15 protein-coding genes are annotated in these 16,791 nt (G+C 74.3%); 8 read left to right on the top strand and 7 right to left on the bottom strand.

Features of this window, described 5'->3' with window-relative positions; translation table 11 throughout:
• Positions 1 to 38: 38 nt before the first annotated feature.
• A complete protein-coding gene (locus IFT77_RS14235; protein ID WP_192170341.1) occupies positions 39 to 1,208 on the top strand; it encodes an AI-2E family transporter in 1,170 nt (389 codons plus the stop codon).
• Between the two features lie 59 nt (positions 1,209 to 1,267).
• On the opposite strand, the gene IFT77_RS14240 is transcribed toward IFT77_RS14235, so the two are convergent.
• A complete protein-coding gene (locus IFT77_RS14240) occupies positions 1,268 to 1,738 on the bottom strand; it encodes a hypothetical protein (RefSeq protein ID WP_192170342.1) in 471 nt (156 codons plus the stop codon).
• 433 nt (positions 1,739 to 2,171) lie between these two features.
• On the opposite strand from IFT77_RS14240, the gene IFT77_RS14245 reads away from it, so the two are divergent.
• On the top strand, positions 2,172 to 2,441 hold the full coding sequence (locus IFT77_RS14245; protein WP_192042516.1) for a GlsB/YeaQ/YmgE family stress response membrane protein: 270 nt from the start codon (positions 2,172 to 2,174) through the stop codon (positions 2,439 to 2,441).
• A 68-nt stretch (positions 2,442 to 2,509) separates the two neighbouring features.
• Here the strand turns inward: IFT77_RS14245 and IFT77_RS14250 are convergent, their stop codons facing one another.
• Entirely contained in the window at positions 2,510 to 3,535 is a 1,026-nt protein-coding gene (locus IFT77_RS14250; protein ID WP_192042517.1) for a substrate-binding domain-containing protein, read from the bottom strand.
• 146 nt (positions 3,536 to 3,681) lie between these two features.
• On the opposite strand from IFT77_RS14250, the gene IFT77_RS14255 reads away from it, so the two are divergent.
• The 4 genes from IFT77_RS14255 (at position 3,682) to IFT77_RS14270 (ending at position 9,398) form a co-directional block, all read left to right on the top strand.
• Positions 3,682 to 4,971: an ABC transporter substrate-binding protein gene (locus IFT77_RS14255; protein ID WP_192042518.1), complete on the top strand. Its 1,290-nt coding sequence runs from the start codon at positions 3,682 to 3,684 to the stop codon at positions 4,969 to 4,971.
• 7 nt (positions 4,972 to 4,978) lie between these two features.
• Entirely contained in the window at positions 4,979 to 6,001 is a 1,023-nt protein-coding gene (locus tag IFT77_RS14260) for a carbohydrate ABC transporter permease (RefSeq protein WP_123546985.1), read from the top strand.
• Positions 5,998 to 6,939, top strand: a complete 942-nt coding sequence (locus IFT77_RS14265; protein WP_192170343.1) for a carbohydrate ABC transporter permease — start codon at positions 5,998 to 6,000, stop codon at positions 6,937 to 6,939. Before IFT77_RS14260 ends, IFT77_RS14265 begins: the two co-directional genes overlap by 4 nt.
• 122 nt (positions 6,940 to 7,061) lie before the next feature.
• Positions 7,062 to 9,398, top strand: coding sequence for a glycoside hydrolase family 3 N-terminal domain-containing protein (locus IFT77_RS14270; protein ID WP_244638845.1), 2,337 nt, complete (start codon positions 7,062 to 7,064; stop codon positions 9,396 to 9,398).
• Between the two features lie 141 nt (positions 9,399 to 9,539).
• Here the strand turns inward: IFT77_RS14270 and IFT77_RS14275 are convergent, their stop codons facing one another.
• Both IFT77_RS14275 and IFT77_RS14280 read right to left on the bottom strand, forming a co-directional pair.
• Entirely contained in the window at positions 9,540 to 11,009 is a 1,470-nt protein-coding gene (locus IFT77_RS14275) for a hypothetical protein (protein WP_192170344.1), read from the bottom strand.
• Between the two features lie 29 nt (positions 11,010 to 11,038).
• Positions 11,039 to 12,007: a helix-turn-helix domain-containing protein gene (locus tag IFT77_RS14280; RefSeq protein ID WP_192170345.1), complete on the bottom strand. Its 969-nt coding sequence runs from the start codon at positions 12,005 to 12,007 to the stop codon at positions 11,039 to 11,041.
• A 110-nt stretch (positions 12,008 to 12,117) separates the two neighbouring features.
• Here IFT77_RS14280 and IFT77_RS14285 point away from each other — a divergent pair, with 110 nt between their 5' ends.
• Positions 12,118 to 12,711 carry an isochorismatase family protein gene (locus tag IFT77_RS14285; RefSeq protein ID WP_192170346.1) on the top strand — a complete coding sequence of 198 codons (594 nt, stop codon included), beginning with the start codon at positions 12,118 to 12,120 and terminating at the stop codon, positions 12,709 to 12,711.
• A gap of 97 nt (positions 12,712 to 12,808) precedes the next feature.
• On the opposite strand, the gene IFT77_RS14290 is transcribed toward IFT77_RS14285, so the two are convergent.
• The 3 genes from IFT77_RS14290 to IFT77_RS14300 form a co-directional block, all read right to left on the bottom strand.
• Positions 12,809 to 14,353, bottom strand: a complete 1,545-nt coding sequence (locus tag IFT77_RS14290; protein ID WP_192170347.1) for a PepSY domain-containing protein — start codon at positions 14,351 to 14,353, stop codon at positions 12,809 to 12,811.
• Positions 14,350 to 15,153 (bottom strand): DUF1775 domain-containing protein, encoded by an 804-nt coding sequence (locus tag IFT77_RS14295; RefSeq protein WP_192170348.1) that lies wholly within the window; start codon positions 15,151 to 15,153, stop codon positions 14,350 to 14,352. The genes IFT77_RS14290 and IFT77_RS14295 overlap by 4 nt, the downstream gene beginning before the upstream one ends.
• Before the next feature lie 123 nt (positions 15,154 to 15,276).
• Positions 15,277 to 15,972 (bottom strand): hypothetical protein, encoded by a 696-nt coding sequence (locus IFT77_RS14300; RefSeq protein WP_244638826.1) that lies wholly within the window; start codon positions 15,970 to 15,972, stop codon positions 15,277 to 15,279.
• Between IFT77_RS14300 and IFT77_RS14305 the strand changes: the two genes are divergently transcribed.
• The gene (locus IFT77_RS14305; RefSeq protein WP_192170349.1) at positions 15,971 to 16,708 is read left to right on the top strand and encodes an SDR family NAD(P)-dependent oxidoreductase; all 738 of its coding nucleotides are present in this window, start codon (positions 15,971 to 15,973) and stop codon (positions 16,706 to 16,708) included. The two genes, IFT77_RS14300 and IFT77_RS14305, sit on opposite strands and share 2 nt — an antisense overlap.
• Positions 16,709 to 16,791: the final 83 nt, after the last annotated feature.

Here is a 16,791-nt window from a genome sequence, read left to right on the forward strand (position 1 = left end):
GTCGGCCCTCCGGCGGCGGCGACCGCCAGGATGGTCGGATGGCCCTCTCGCACCGTGCCCGCTCCGTCCGCCGCTCGACGGCGCCGTCCGGTGCGTCCGGCCCGTCCGACGCCTCGTCGTCCGCGCGCTCGACTGCGTCTCGTGACCAGTCGTCCAGCCCGCTGCGGCGCCCCGGCGCGTTCCGCTTCGGCCTGATCGCGACCCTCGGCGGCGGGCTCGGCGTCGGCATCATCGTCGCCCTGATGGCGCTCTCGACGATCCTCGTCTACATCGGCCTCGCGTTCTTCCTCGCCCTCGCCTTCGAGCCCGTCGTGCGGCGCCTCTCCCGGGCCGGCGCCCCGCGCTGGGTCGGCGTCGTCGTCTCGATCGTGCTCGTGCTCGGCGCGGTCGTCGGCATCCTCGCCGCGGTCGTGCCCGCGCTCGTCGAGCAGGTCGGGCACGTGATCCGCACGGCGCCCGCCGCCCTGCAGGACATCTCGCGCCAGCCGTGGGTGCAGCAGGCCGTCGAGACCCTCGGCCTCGAGGTCGACGTCGACGACGCGGTCGCCGCCGTGAGCTCGTACCTGCTCGACCCCGACCGCCTGCTCGCCCTGGGAGGCGGCGTGCTCGCCGTCGGCCAGGGCATCACCAACGGCATCACCGCGGTGATCATCGTCGCGATCCTCACGATCTACTTCGCCGTGACGCTGCCGCAGATGCTCCGCTCGCTCAGCCGGGCCGTGCCGCGCAGCCACCGCGAGCGCGTGATGGACATCTCGGACGAGATCTTCCTGTCCGTCGGCCGCTACGTCGCGGGGCAGGTGGCGCTCGCCGCGATCAACGCCGTCTTCGTCTTCGTGGTGCTGACCATCGCCGGCGGTCCGGTGCCCGTGCTCTTCGCCGCCCTGGCGTTCCTCGGAGCGCTCATCCCCGTCGTCGGCACCGTGGTCGCGTACGCGATCATCATCGCGGCGACCCTGAGCGTCTCGCCGGTGACCGCGATCGTCGTCGGCGTGGTGCTGCTGGTCTACGCGCAGATCGAGGCGTACGTGCTCACGCCGCGGGTCATGTCGAAGGCCGTGGCCGTGCCGGGGGCACTGGTCATCGTGGCGGCCTTCGGGGGAGGTGCGCTCGGCGGCGTGCTCGGCGCGCTCGTCGCGATCCCGATCGCCACGGCGGGGGTCGTCGTGTTCGAGCGCGTCGTCGTGCCGCGGCAGCAGAGGGTGTAGCGGCCCCGGCCGTCAGAGGAGCAGGCGCCGAGGGCGAGGAAGTGCCGCGGCTCAGGCCGTCAGGCAGTCGGCGCGTCGTCGGCGTAGCCCGCGGGCCGTGCCGGTCGAGCCGGGCGGAACGCGGGAGCCGGCTGCGTGCGGTCGTCGGGGTCGCGAGGCTCGGGCGGGCGGGTGCGGAGCGGCGCGTCGTCGGCGGACTCCGCGGCGTGCTCCTCCTCGTCGACCGAGCTGCCGGACGCGGCGTCCACGAAGCGCGCCCCGCCCACGGCGGCGGCGCGGCGCACGAGCTCGGCGACGAGCGCCTCGTCCTCGGGCTCGAGCTCGTCGTCGGGGGCGGTCTCGATCATCAGCTGGCTGGCGGGGCCGAGCAGCAGCTCGGCGGTCGCCGCCGACCCGTGCTCGTCGCTCGTGGGCACGTCGACGATGTCGGTCGTGCCGTTCTGCCCGAGGGCCGCGGCGTAGGCGATGACGGCCTCGGCGATCGCGTCGCCCGTCATCACGCGGTTCTCGCCGTAGACGATGTACTTCATGGTCCCCCTCGGTAGGCCTCCAGCATGCTCCGCCGGGCGTGTGCGCGCTCGCGGGAGGCGCCTCCTGCGACGAGCGGGAAAGTCACCCGATCGGGGGGTGCCTCGGCTCCGAAGACATGCCCGGGTGTTCCCTAGGCACCCGGCACGGCTCGCGGCCGTGCACCTCCGGGAGCCCGAACTCCCGGTGGGCGCCGAGAGCCCCGACTCTCGGCACGGGCTCCTGCGTCAAGGGCGACGCACGAGCCTGCCAGGGGGGCTCATCAGGGGCCCCGGCTCCGGACACCTCCCGTTCACCTAGCCCTCGTGCCGTCGGCGCACAAGGGGGTGTTCCTGATTGATTCCGGACAAAGTGCCCGTCTGGGAGCAAGCTGGTGGTCGACCTCGGGTCGCCTGCCCCGAAGCGGCCCCTCATCATCTTCAGAAAGGGCTCACCATGAGCTTCCTCGCCTTCATCCTCCTCGGCCTCATCGCCGGCGCCATCGCCAAGCTCATCCTCCCCGGCCGTCAGGGCGGCGGATGGCTCGCCACCCTCGTCCTCGGCGTGGTCGGCGCCCTCATCGGCGGCTGGGTCGGCGGCGCGCTGTTCAACGTCGGCTACGACGGCTTCTTCTCCATCCAGAGCTGGCTCATCGCCATCGTCGGCGCCATCGTCGTCCTGCTCATCTGGGGCCTCATCACCGGTCGTCGCGGCGCCAAGCGCTGACCCGACCCGCAGCACCCGAAGGCCCCCGTCGCTCTGCGGCGGGGGCCTTCGCCGTCCCCTGCCGCCCGCTAGCGGCCGTTCGGCGCCGGCACCGGGCCGGTCGTGCCGCGGACGACCAGCTTCGTCGGCAGCTGCACCTCGGGCCGGTCGATGACCCCGCCCTCGAGCAGCGTGAACAGCATCGTCGTGGCGACGGTCCCGAGCCGGTGCATCGGCTGCCGCACGGTCGTCAGCGCGGGCTGCTCCCGTGACGCCTCGGGGATGTCGTCGAACCCGACGAGGCTGAGGTCGTCCGGCACCCGCAGGCCGAGCTCGTGGGCCGTGCGCAGCACGGCGATCGCCGACAAGTCGTTGGCGGCGAACACGCCGGTCGGGCGGTCGGCCGGCCTGACGTCGAGCAGCTCGCGGGCGGCACGGCGTGCGGCGCCCATCTCGAAGTCGCCGTCGCGGGTCAGCGCCGGGTCGCGCGTGATGCCCGCCGAGCGGAGCGCGTCCGCGTAGCCGGCCTCGCGCAGCGACGCGGAGCGCAGGTCGGGCCGCCCGGCGAGGAACCCGATGCGCCGGTGCCCCAGGGAGACGAGGTGCTCGACCGCCTGCACCGCGCCTCCTCGGCTGTCGGCCTCGACGCTCGGCAGGTCGGCGCGCCCCTTGTGCGGGTCGACCGCGACGACCGGCACGCTCGTGGTGGTCGTGAGGACCGACGGGGTGACGAGGATCGCCCCGTCGATGAGCGTGCCGCTGAGGCGGCTGAGCGAGCGCCGCTCCCAGCCGTCGGCGCCGCCCTGGTGCGCGCCGCTGTAGGCCAGCAGGTCGTACTCGGCGCCGAGCTGGCGCACGGCGGTGCCGACGCCCTTGAGCACCTCCGAGCTGAACGGCTCGAAGTCGGCCACGAGCACGCCGATCACGCCGGTGCGGCGGGCCCGCATGCTGCTGGCGACGAGGCTCGACTCGTAGCCGAGCGCGTCGACCACGGCCATCACCTTCGCCGTCGTCTCGGGGGAGACCCCGTACCGGCCGTTGACCGCCTTCGACACGGTCGCGAGCGAGACGCCCGCCGCCGCGGCGACGTCGTGGATGGTCGGACGAGCGTTCACGAGCGCGAGCCTAGCCCTGTCGAAATGGTTTTCGAAAACGTTTGACACCCTCTCGGCCATTTCTGACACTGGTCCGACGCAGCACATCGGAGCGCTGCGTCCCGGGCCGACCACGGCCGCTCAACGACGAGGAACAGGTGGCACTGATGACGACGACGACCCGACGACTCCTGGCGGGGTCCGCAGCCCTGCTGGTGGGAGCAGGACTCCTGACCGGCTGCAGCGCAGGCGGTTCCGGGGGAGCCGACGACGGCACCCTCACCCTGTGGCAGAACTCGACCACGGGCCCCGGCCAGGACTTCTGGGTGAAGGCCGCGGCCGACTTCACGGCGGCCAACCCCGACGTCGACATCGACGTCCAGACCGTGCAGAACGAGGACTTCGACAGCAAGCTGCAGACCGCCCTGAACTCGGGCGACGCCCCCGACGTGTTCCTGCAGCGCGGCGGCGGCAAGCTCCAGGCGATGGTCCAGGCCGGGCAGGTGAAGGACATCACGGACGGCATCTCGGACGACGCCCGCGCCGACATCAGCGAGGGCACCTTCGGGGCCGGCTCGATCGACGGCAAGGTCTACTCGATGCCGATCGCCGTGCTGCCCGGCGGCTTCTGGTACAGCCAGGACGTCTTCGACGCGGCGGGCATCACGACGCCCCCCACGACGATCGACGAGCTCGACGACGCCGTCACGGCGCTGAAGGACTCGGGCACCCAGCCCGTCGCTCTCGGCGGAAAGGATGCCTGGCCCGCCGCGCACTGGTACTTCTTCTTCGCCCTGCGTGCCTGCAGCAGCGACACCCTGGAGCAGGCCGCGACCGACCGCGACTTCAGCGACCCCTGCTGGGTCGACGCGGCGCAGGACCTCGCCGACTTCCGCGACACCGAGCCCTTCAACGAGGGCTTCCTCACCACGGCCGCCCAGCAGGGCGCCGGCAGCTCGGCCGGCCTCATCGCCAACAAGCAGGCCGGCATGGAGCTGATGGGCGCGTGGGACCCCGGCGTCATCGCCTCGCTCACCCCCGACGCGAAGCCCCTGCCCGACCTCGGCTGGTTCCCGTTCCCCGCGATCGACGGCGGCGACGGCGAGCCCGGCGCGATCATGGGCGGCGTCGACGGGTACTCGTGCTCGGCCGGCGCGCCCGACTCGTGCGTCGACTTCCTGAACTACCTGGCCACCCCCGACGTGCAGGAGGCCTACTACAAGGCCTTCAACGCGCCTCCGGTGAACACGGTCGCCCAGGAGGCCGTCACGGAGCCGTACCTGCAGGAGGTGCTGGCCGCCTACAACGACGCCCCGTTCGTCTCGCAGTGGCTCGACACCGTCTACGGCCTCAACGTCGGCAACGCGATGAACGTCGCCGTGGTCGACCTGCTCTCGGGCGACGGCACGCCGCAGGAGTTCGTGGACGCCGTCGACGCGGCCGCCAAGAAGGCGTAGGCCCCTCGTGAGCCTCCGCGAACCCCCCGTGCGGCCCGCCGCACCAGCCGGGGCTCACGCCACCGCCGGGGGCGAGGCAGTCGCCTCGCCCCCGGCGGCCTCCCGGGCCGTGTCCCGGCAGGGGCGTGGTGCCCGCGGTCTCGAGATCGCGCTGCTGGTCGGCCCGGCCCTCGTGGTCTTCCTGGCCTTCGTGGTCTTCCCGATCGTGATGGCCGCCTACTACGGCTTCTTCAGCTGGCAGGGCTTCGGCCCGCCGACCGACTTCGTCGGGTTCCGCAACTACCTGACGATCTTCCAGGACACGACGTTCCTCGACGCCCTGCGCCACAACGCCACGATCGTGGTGCTCTCGCTCGTGCTGCAGGGACCGGTCGCGATCGGCCTCGCGCTGCTGCTCAACCGCAAGCTGCGCGGGCAATCGCTGATCCGGGTGCTGATCTTCGTGCCCTACGTGATCAGCGAGGTCGTCGTCGGCACCGGCTGGAGCCTCATGCTCCAGGGCAGCGGCGCCGTCAACGACGTGCTGACGAAGGTCGGCCTCGGCGCCTTCACGCAGGACTGGCTCGCCGACCCGAGCATCGCCATCTGGACCCTGCTCGTCATCATCACCTGGAAGTACGTCGGCTTCGCCGTGATCCTGTTCCTCGCCGGCCTGCAGGGCGTGCCCGAGGAGCTCAGCGAGGCGGCGGCGATCGACGGCGCGAGCTGGTGGCAGATCCAGCGCCGCATCACGCTGCCGCTGCTCGGCCCGACCCTGCGCATCTGGGCGTTCCTGTCGATCATCGGCTCGCTGCAGCTGTTCGACCTCGTCTACATCATCTGGGGCCAGTACATCGCGGCCACCGCCGGCACCTCGACCATGGCGACGTACATGGTCGCCAACGGCCGCACCTCGGGCAGCTACGGCTACGGCAACGCCGTCGCCGTCGTGTTGTTCCTCATCTCGCTCGTCGTCGCCCTCGTCTACCAGCGCTTCGTGCTGCGGCGCGACACGGCCGGCGCCCTCACCACGTCAGGAGACGAGTCATGACCGCGAGCACCCTGCCCGTGCGCCCCCGCGGCGCGGCGGGCCCGGACGGCGGAGGCGCGGGCACACCAGCGCGCACGCCCCGGTCCACGGCCGACCGGCCTACCCCCAGGAGGCGCGGCATCGCCGACCCCGGACGCGGCGTCGCGTACGTGGTCGCGGCGGTCGTCATCGTGGCGATGCTCGCCCCCGTGGCGTTCATCGTGATCGGCGGCTTCCGCACCAACGCGCAGATCACGACCGACCCCTCCGGGTTCCCGAGCCCCTGGCAGGTCGGCAACTACCTCGACGTGCTGACCGGCGGCACCTTCTGGCGGCAGGTCGGCAACTCGCTGATCTCGGCCGGGGCCACGACGATCGGCACGGTCGCCCTCGGCCTCGCCGCGAGCTACGTGCTGGCGCGCTACCGGTTCGCCGGGCGCGGGGTGCTCTACGCGCTCTTCGCCGCCGGGCTGATGTTCCCGATGACCGTGGCCATCACGCCGCTCTACCTCGTGATCCGCGACCTCGGGCTGACGAACTCGCTGGCCGGGGTGATCCTGCCGCAGATCGCCTTCGCGCTGCCGACGACGATCATCATCCTCGTGCCGTTCCTGCGGGCGATCCCGGACGAGATCGAGGAGGCCGCGTTCATCGACGGCTGCAGCCGACTCGGGTTCTTCTTCCGCATGGTCGTGCGCCTGTCGCTGCCGGGGGTGATCACGGTCGGCATCCTCGCGTTCATCGGCGCGTGGAACTCGTACCTGCTGCCGCTGTTCATCCTCAACGACCCGTCGACGTTCACCCTGCCGCTCGGCGTGCAGGCGTTCTCGTCGCAGTACTCGGTCGACACGGCACGGGTGCTCGCCTTCACGGCGCTGTCGATGCTGCCCGCGCTGATCTTCTTCAGCCTGTTCGAGCGCCGCATCGTGGGCGGCCTGACGGGGGCGGTGAAGGGATGACCATCGAGATGCAGCACGAGACGGATCGCCGCGGCGACGAGGGCCGGGCCGGGGAGGCGCGGGCCGCGACGAGCGCGACCGGTCTGGTCCTCAGCGACCGCGTCCGCCGCCTCCTCGACGACATGTCGCTCGACGAGAAGCTGGCCCAGCTGGTCGGCTGGTGGGTCGACCAGGGCGGCGGCGCCGTGGCGCCGATGCAGGGCGCGATGACCCCCAGCGACGACTACGGAGCGGCGACCGAGCACGGGCTGGGGCACCTGACCCGGGTCTACGGGACGCGGCCGGTCGACCCGGTGCAGCGCGCCTCCTGGCTGTGGGAGGAGCAGCGCCGGCTGCGCACCGAGACGCGTCTCGGCATCCCGGCGATCGTGCATGAGGAGTGCCTGACGGGCCTGGCCGCCTGGCAGGCCGCGACGTTCCCGACGCCCCTCGCGTGGGGCGCCTCCTTCGATCCCGACCTCGTGGAGCGGATGGCGGCGCTGATCGGCGGCTCCATGCGCGAGCTCGGCGTGCACCAGGGCCTCGCGCCGGTGCTCGACGTGGTCCGCGACCCGCGGTGGGGACGCGTCGACGAGTGCATCGCCGAGGACCCGTACGTCGTGGGCACCATCGGCACCGCGTACGTGCGCGGCCTGCAGTCGGCCGGGGGGCACGCCACGCTCAAGCACTTCGTCGGCTACTCGCTCTCGGACGCGGGCCGCAACCACGCCCCGGCGAACGTCGGGCCGCGCTACCTCGCCGACGTGCTGCTGCCGCCGTTCGAGATGGCCGTGCGCGACGGCGGCGTCCGCTCGGTGATGAACTCCTACGCCGAGGTCGACGGCGTGCCCGTCGGGTCGACGCCCGAGTACCTGACCGACCTGCTGCGCGGCGAGTGGGGCTTCGACGGCGTCGTCGTGTCCGACTACTTCGCGGTGGCCTTCCTCGAGGTCATGCACGCCGTCGCCGCCGACCGCGGAGAGGCCGCCGCGCTCGCCCTCGAGGCGGGCATCGACGTCGAGCTGCCCACCGGCGACGCCTACCTCGCCCCGCTCGCCGAGCGCGTGCGGGCCGGGCTGGTCGACGAGACGCTGGTCGACCTCGCGGTCGCCCGCGTGCTCGCGGAGAAGGAGGAGCTCGGCCTGCTCGACGAGGCCGCCCTCGACGCCGCGGAGGCCGCGGGGCCGCCGACCGAGATCGACCTCGACAGCCCGGCGCACCGCGCGGTCGCGCGCCGCCTGGCCGACGAGTCGGTCGTGCTGCTCACGAACGACGGGGTGCTGCCGCTCGGCGGCGGCGCCGGGGCCGGCCCGAGCGCCGGCCCGGCCCGCGTCGCCCTGATCGGCCCGAACGCCGACAGCGCCGAGGCGCTGATGGGCTGCTACTCGTTCGTCAACCACGTCCTCGCGCACCACCCCGGGGTGCCCACGGGCATCGCGGTGCCGACCGTGGCGGAGGCGCTCCGCGAGGAGCTGCCCGCCGCCGAGCTCGTCGTCGTGCCCGGCTGCGAGGTCGAGGGCGCTCTCGACGCAGACGCCCGCGCGGGCATCGACGAGGCGGTCCGCGAGGCAGCCGCCTCCGACGTCGCCGTCGTCGTGGTGGGCGACCGCGCCGGGCTCTTCGGCCGCGGCACCGTCGGCGAGGGCAACGACGTCGAGAGCCTCGAGCTGCCGGGACCGCAGCGCGACCTGGTGGAGGCGGTCGTCGCCTCCGGCACCCCTGTCGTCCTGGTCGTGCTCTCGGGTCGTCCCTACGCGATCGGCTGGGCGGTCTCCGGGCCGAGCGCCCCAGCGGCGGTCGTGCAGGCGTTCTTCCCGGGGGAGGAGGGCGGCCCCGCGATCGCCGGCGTGCTCTCGGGCAGCGTCGTCCCGTCGGGCCGGCTGCCCGTCTCGCTGCCGCGGTCGGCCGGTGCGCAGCCGTTCTCGTACCTGCACCCGCCGCTCGGCGGCCCGAGCGAGGTGACGAGCGCCGACAGCACCCCGGTGCTGCCGTTCGGCCACGGCCTGTCGTACACGACCTTCGAGCGGTCGGGGCTCGTCGTCGAGGCGGCCGACGGTCCGGGCCGCGCGGACCGCGACGGGGCGTCGGGCCGGTCGGGCGAGGTGCCCGCAGGAGGCGCGTTCACCGCGACCGTGACGGTGCGGAACACGGGCGGCCGGGCCGGCGCCGACGTGGTGCAGCTCTACGCGCACGACGTCGTCGCCTCGGTGACCCGTCCGGTCGCGCAGCTGCTCGGCTACGCCCGGGTCGAGCTCGAGCCGGGGCAGGAGGCGCGGGTCACGTTCCGCGTGCCGACGCAGCGCCTCGCGTTCAGCGACCGCCGGATGCGGCGCGTGGTCGAGCCCGGCGCCGTCGAGCTCTGGGTCGGTGCCTCGTGCGCCGAGCGCGAGACGGAGGCGTCGCTCGCGATCACCGGGCCGGTGCACCTCGTCGGGCCGGGCGACGCCCGCGTCGTCGCCGTCGAGGTCGAGCTGCACTGAGCCCGGCCCGCCGGCACGCGGCCCGGCCCCGAGCTGCACCCCTGAACCGGAGCTGCACCCCGTGATCCGGGGGTGCAGCGCCGAATCGGGGGTGTAGCTCGCGCCGTGCTCAGCCCGACCGCGGCTGGGGCGGGACGCGCTCTACCGCTGAGTCCGGCCGGGTCGGACGCCAGGGAAGCGCGCGTCCAGCTGCGCGTCGATCGCCTCCGCGAGGACGTCGCCGACATCGATGAACACCGTCTCGGCGGCGTCCGACATCGCCGACCCCACAGGCTCGCCCCGGTCGAGTGGCTCGTCGCCCCCTGCGCCGGCGAGCCCGCGCTGCACCAGCACCTCGGCCGCGTCCACCAGCAGCCCGACGGTGTGGCCGTCCCGGCCGAGGGCGTCGAGCACGTCGCCCAGGACGAGGGGCGCCACGGCGTCGAGGGTGTGCGGCCACAGATCCTCCTGCTCCGGGTCGTCGAGCAGCTCCCACCACCCCGTCGTGAGCTGGTGGAGCAGGGCCGGCTCCACGTACGAGAAGAGCGTCCTCCAGGGCGGCGTCCCGGCCAGGTCCTGCAGGGACGTGGGCAGCCCGGGCGAGCTCCGGGCGACGGCGGCGCCGACCCGCGTCCGGGCGAAGGGCGTCGCGGTCCGGAGCTCGGCACGTCGCTGCTCCGACTCGACGATCGCGGCGTACCAGGCGGGCAGGTGCTCCGGCGACCGGGGGTGCGTCTCGAGGTCGGCGACCCACTCCGCGTCGCCGGGGCGCGCGTCCGCGGCACGCTCGGGCGCGCGCCAGCGGTCGGTCGCCTGCAGGTGCGTGTGCGGCCGCATGTCGAGGTTGAGCCGCAGGTCGAAGGAGGCGTCCGGGAAGACGGTGAGGAACGCGCTCAGCCAGGCGCCCCGGTCCGGGTCGGTCGTGGTCTCCCGCAGCTCGCGGAGCAGGTCGTGGACCCTCGCCCCCACGAGCGGGTCGCCGCGGTGCACGGTGCCGTCACGCAGCAGCGTCGTGCCGGTGCTCCAGGAACTCCGGTCGAGCACGACGAACTCGTGGTCGGTCCGCGACCAGGCCAGGCCCCGGTGCGCGTCGACGACGTCCATGGCGAGCTGGCGGACGAGGAGGCGCGCCTCGCCGCGCGTCCCGGGCTCGAGCAGCTCGTCGTCGGAGCTCACGGGCCGCCGGACGGCCTTCGTCAGCCACGCCGGCGTGTGCCTGCGGGACCGGGGGAAGTCGGCGAGGTCCAGCACGAAGTCGGTGTCGTAGGGGAGCGGCGGCACGGGCCACGCGCCCGCGCGGGCGGTGTCGCGGAGGAACTCCGGGCGGCCGTCGTGGTCGTAGGAGAACGTCTCGTGCACCGTCTCGCCGGTGAGCCTCCGGCTCACGTGCAGCGACGCGACGAACCAGGCGCCCCGGTCGGCGGTCGCGGTCTCGCGGCGGAGGTCGACGAAGGTCGACCGCAGTTCGTCCGGCACCGGGACGAGCCGGCGCCCGTGCTGCGGGTGCGACGCGAAGATCCGGCAGGTCGTGATGCCGGCGACCTCGCCGAAGACGACGTCGAGGCCGTCCCACGGGACGCGGCCCGCCGCGCGGCGGGCCAGCTCGACGACGTCCTGTTCGAGGGGGTGCACGGACCCACGGTACCGACTGCCCCGCCCCGTCACCCGGTGCGGAACGCCTCGCGGTAGCGACCCGGCGAGACGCCGACCTCGCGGGTGAAGTGCTCGCGCATCACCGCGGCGTTGCCGAACCCCGCCGTGGTGGCGACCGTCTCGACCGGGCAGTCCGTCGCCTCCAGCAGGTCCCGGACGAGGGCGACGCGCTGGCGCGCGATCCAGGTGGAGACGGACGACCCGGTCCGCGCCCGGAACGCCCGGGTCAGGGAGCTGCGACTCAGGTGGGCGACCCCGGCGAGCACGTCGATGGTGAGCGGCTCGGCGAGGTGGGCGGTGGCCCAGGCGCAGGCACGCCCGACCGCGTCGTCGGTCGGGTCGAGGAGCAGGGGCTGCTCGACGAACTGCGCCTGGCCGCCGGGACGGTGCGGCGCGGCGACGATCCGACGCGCGACGCCGTTGGCCACGGACCGGCCCGCGTGCTCGGCGAGGAGGTGCAGGCACGTGTCGATGCCCGCGCTCGCCCCGGCGCCGGTCAGCACCGAGCCCTCGTCGACGTAGAGCGCCGTCGCGTCGAGCTCGACGGCGGGGAAGCGACGGCGGAAGGCGTCGGCCCACCGCCAGTGGGTCGTCGCGCGGCGGCCGTCGAGCACGCCGGCCTCGGCCAGGACGAACACGCCGAGGCAGAGCCCGACGATCGTCGCGCCTCCCGCGTGGGCCCTGCGGATCGCGTCCACGACGAGGGCGGGCGCCGGAGCGGACGGGTCGCCCCACCAGGGCACGATGACGACGTCGGCCGTCTCGAGGGCCTCGAGCCCGTGCTCGACGACGATGCCGAAGCCCGCGCTCGTGGTGAGCGTGCCGGGCGTGGTCGTGCAGACCACGAGGCGCCAGTCGTCGCCGTCGCGAGCGACGAGGTCGTCTCCGGGGTCGTGGTCGAGCACGAGCGACGGCACGGAGAGGTGGAAGGGGCTGATGCCGTCGAACGCGACGACGGCCACGGAGCGTGACGACACGGGCCCCTCCTCGAGTCCGATCCGATCCTGGCGTCGGTCGACCCGGATGCACCTGGGCAGGTCGCGCCAGGTGGCCCAGAATCTAACTCACCGACCTGAAAGGACATGACATGTCACCCTCCACCACCCTCCGCGACGTGAACGACCTCCCGACGACACCTGCCGTCCTCGCCGACTCGACCGTGATCCTCGTCGACTACCAGGTCACCTACACGACGGGCGTCATGGAGCTCGAGGGCTGGGAGCCGGCCCTCGCCGCCGCGGCCGACCTCCTCGCTCGTGCACGGTCCGCCGGCTCGACGGTCGTCCACGTCGTCCACGACGGCGGCTCGGGCACGCCCTACGACATCAGCGCTCCGATCGGCCAGGTGCACGAGCGCGTCGCACCGATCGACGGGGAGGCGGTGGTCGTCAAGAACGCGCCGAACGCCTTCGTGGGCACCGACCTCGGCGACGTCGTCGACGCGGCGGGCCACGCCGACGTCGTCGTCGCCGGCTTCATGACGCACATGTGCGTCACCTTCACCGCCGAGGGGGCCTTCCTCCGCGGGAACAGGCCGACCGTCGTCGCCGACGCCTCGGCCACTCGGTCGCTGCCCGGCGTCGACGGGCCCGTGGCGGCGCGCGACCTGCACCGTGCCGCCCTGGCGACGATCGGCGACCTCTACGCCGTCGTCGTGCCGACCGCCGCCGAGCTGGGCTGAGCTCGAGCCCCCTCCCCGCACCGCGCCACACCCCGGAACCCGCACCACACCCCGAGTGATCAAGGTGTCGTGCGGGTCCCGGGGTGTCCCGGCAGCGCTACGCGCGGGTGCGGGCCGCCGTCACGAGGGCGTCGACCACGATGAACAGCACGAGCCCGAGCCCGACCATGGGCAGGAACAGCCCCACCACGAGGCCGACGGCGACGACCGCGACGAGCCCCTGCCACGGGGCGCGGACGAGAGCGCCTGCGGGAGCAGGGCGTCCGGCACGGAGGCGGCCGGCACCTCCTGCGGGGCCTCGACGCCACCACATCAGGTAGCCGAACACGACCATCGCGGCGACCCCGAGGGCCGTCACGACCAGGAGGAGCTGGTTCGGCAGGCCGAACATGGTGCCCATGTGCGTGTCGACGCCCCAGCGGGCCAGCTTCGCCATCAGCGGGTGGTCGGCGAAGTCGGTCCGGTCGACGACGGCGAGCGTCGCTCCGTCGACCGCCGTGGAGTCGACCTGGGTCGGCCAGCTCCGCTTGATCTCGGTCACGGTCCAGGTGCTGTCCGCGTCGGCGGGCGGCTTGATCTCGACGAGGCCGGTGTCGACGTTCACCGTGCGCGCGACGGCGAGCACGTCGTCGAACAGGGCCGGGTCGACGCCGGAGACGCCGGGGGCGGCCGCTCCGTGGTGACCGGCGTGGGGGTCGGCCGCGACGCCCGCGGCGTCGGATGCAGCGCCTCCTGTCGTGCCTGTGCCTGCGCTGGTGCCCTCGGCAGGCAGTGCGGTGTCGAGCGTGGGGGCGGTCCAGCTGAGTGCGGCGCGCAGCGCGGTGACGTTGTCGCCGGCGTGCTGGGACCAGGTGATGCCCGTCGCCGAGAGGAACAGCGCGCCGACCGTCAGCACGACGCCGACGGACGCGTGCCAGGAGAACAGCCGACGCAGGCCCGTCGCGTGCAGGTCGGGCCGCACGAGGTCGCGCCGCGCCCGTGCACGGGCCTGTCCCGGACCACGTGCGCGCAGGCGGCGGGCGATCCACAGGCCGAGGCCCGCGAGCACGACGACGCCGAGCCAGCTGGCGGCGAGCTCGCTGTAGAGGCGGCCGACGTCGCCGAGCCCGAGGCTGCGGTGCAGGTCGGAGATCGTCGTGCGCAGCGGCAGCGACCCGCTCGTGCCGTAGACGGGCAGGTCGCCGCGGATCTCCGCCGTCGCCGGGTCGACGAAGATCGCCCTGGTCTGGCTCTCGATCAGGTCGTCGCCGCTGAAGAGCACGCGCGTGGTGTCGCCCGGCTCGGGTGCGGGACGCACGGCGACGAGCTCGCCGCCGTCGCCGACCACCCGCTCGGCCGCCTCGACCTGGTCGGCGAGCGGCAGCGCCGGCCCGGTGCCCGGAGCCGTCAGCTCGTCGGCGTAGACGACCTGCTCGAGCGTCGGCGCGAGCGCGTAGGCCGCGCCGGTCAGGGCCGCGACGAGGATGAACGGCCCCACCACGATCGCCGCCCAGAAGTGCAGGCGCAGCAGCAGCGGGCCGAGCCAGCTGCCGATCCCGCCGGGTGCGCGGGGCTCGCGAGCGGGGGCGCTGTCCCTCGCCCGGGCTGATCCGTCTCGTGACGGATCAGCGGGAGCGGGGACAGGAGGGGCGCTCGCGCTCATCGGCGGGCCTCCGCGGCGCGACGGCGCAGGGTCGTCGTGAGCAGGACTAGCCCGACGACTCCCACGACGAGGGCACCCACGGCGAGGGCCCTGGCCGTCTCGTCGACGGGAGCAGGTGCCGAGGAGGCGGCGGCTGCCTCCTGCGAGCCGGTCCCGTCGTCGGTGCCGCTGGCACCCGCTCCGCCGCCGTCCGCATCGGTCAGGGTCAGGACGGGGGCCGGCGACGCGGGCTCCGCCTCGGAGCCCGGCTCGGCGACCTCGACCCAGTCGTACGAGCCGACCTCGCAGGTCTGCACGGTGGGGAACGCGACGAGGTCGCCTGCCGCTCCCCCGACCGGGAGCAGGGCCGAGACGGCGACCGTGTCGCGGAAGCCGTCGGGGAGGGCGGAGCCCGGGTCGGCCGTCCAGGTGACGGTCGTGCCGGTGGCCGTCCCAGTGTCGGTGCTGGTGCTGGTGCTGGTGCTGGTGCCGGTGTCGGTCTCGGCGGTGTCGGCACCGACTGCTGCGACGGCCGGCACCTCGGTGATCGACCAGCCGGGCTTGACGGTCGGCGTCACGGCCTGGACCTCGGCGGGGAACGTGACGGCGAGGGAGGTGGTGGGGGATCCCTCGCAGCCGTGGCCGACCGCGAAGGTCAGCACGCTGAGCGCCGCGGGCGCGGTCGACGAGGCCTCGAGCTCGACGTGGGCCTGGGCCGTGAGCGGCGTGGCGACGGCGAGGGCGAGCCCCGCGGCGGACGCGACGACGGTGCCGACGACGAGGGTGCGGGCAGGGGAGGTGGTGCGGGCGCGTGGGCGCATGGAGGTGTCCTTCGGGCAGGCGGGGCGGACCCCGCGGCGACAGGGGAGGCCGTCCGGGCCGGACCGGCGGGAGCGGTCGGGCACGCACGACGCCGCGCCCGCCGTCAGGAGGCGTGCGCGGCTCTAGGTCGTCGCCGGCGCGGGCGGCCCGCGCAGGGCTCGCGTGGTAGCGAGCAGCAGGGTGACGAGCGGTCGCGGGGCACGCTCGACGCGCACGGCGCCGCGCGGCCGGTGCGGCACGACGAGCGCCGTCACGCGGACGACGAGCCGCACGAGCACCAGCCCCAGCGCGCGGACGAGCTGCCGCACGGCCGACGTCCCCGCGCGGAGCGACGCGATCGTCACGAGTCCGGCCACGACGTGCGCGCCGACCATGCTGCCGTCGTGGGCTCCGGCGGCGAGCTCGGGCAGCACGGCGGCTCCGGGGAGGTGGTGGCCGGCGTGCGTGCCGCCCGCGCCTCCTGCGCCCTGGTCGTCGGTCATCGGGGCCATGCCGCCCGCGAGCGTGAAGACGGCGTGCAGCAGGCCCTGGGTCGCCGCGACGGCGACGACGAGCCGAGGGAGCGTCACGCGGCGGCCGCCGAGCGCGAAGCAGACGAGCACGCTGACGACGACGGCGGTGCCGAGCAGCAGCGCGGGAGGGAACGTGCCGCCGCCGAGGGCGTGCGCGGCGGCCGTGACGAGGGTGCTGACGCCCGCGGACAGGGCGGCGCGCAGCATGCGCTGCCGGCGTGCGTCCACGGGGGCCTCCTGGGGGTCGGGCTCCACGGTAGCCGAGCGGGGGGCGGTGTCGGGGGCAGGGTGCAGGATGGGCCGCATGGCACACCTCCTCGTCACCGGTTCCTCCGACGGCCTCGGGCACGGCTCGGCCGCGGCCCTCCTCGAGCAGGGGCACGACGTCGTCGTGCACGTGCGGGGCGAGCAGCGGAGGGAGGCGGTGGCCGGCCTCCTCGAGCGTGGCGCGCGCCTCCTCGTCGCCGACTTCGGGGTGCGCGACGACGTCCTCCGCGCCGTCGCCGAGCTGAACGACGGCCCGGCCCTCGACGGCGTCGTGCACAACGCCGGCGTCTACTCGGGCGCGCCGTTGATCCCGGTCAACGTGGTCGCGCCGTACCTGCTCACTTCCCTGCTCGAGCACCCGACGCGGCACGTCTACCTCAGCAGCGGGATGCACCGCAGCGGCACCGCCTCCCTCGACGGGATCGACTGGGCCGGCGGGCGCGCGACCGGCAGCTACTCCGACAGCAAGCTGTTCGTCACGGCCCTCTCGGCCGCGGTCGCGCGCCGGTCGCCGGGCCTGTTCACCGCCTCCGTCGACCCGGGGTGGGTCGCGACGAAGATGGGCGGCCCCTCGGCCCCCGACGACTTCGAGCTGGGCCACCGCACGCAGGACAGGCTGGTCGTCGGCGAGGGCGCCGACTCCGGCGTCAGCGGCGCGTACTGGCACCACGATCGGCAGCAGCAGCCGGAGGCCGCGGCGCTCGACGAGGCGTTCCAGGACGAGCTGCTCGTCGCGCTCGCCGAGGCCACCGGCGTGGAGCTGCCGCACCGCTGACGCGGACGCCGCCCCGCCAGCTGCGGGGACGCCGGCCGCCGCCTCCATGGGGACGACGCGTCCGCCTGCCGTCGTGCAGGGCG

The organism is Frigoribacterium sp. CFBP 13729, assembly GCF_014841875.1.
Taxonomy (GTDB): Bacteria; Actinomycetota; Actinomycetes; order Actinomycetales; family Microbacteriaceae; genus Frigoribacterium.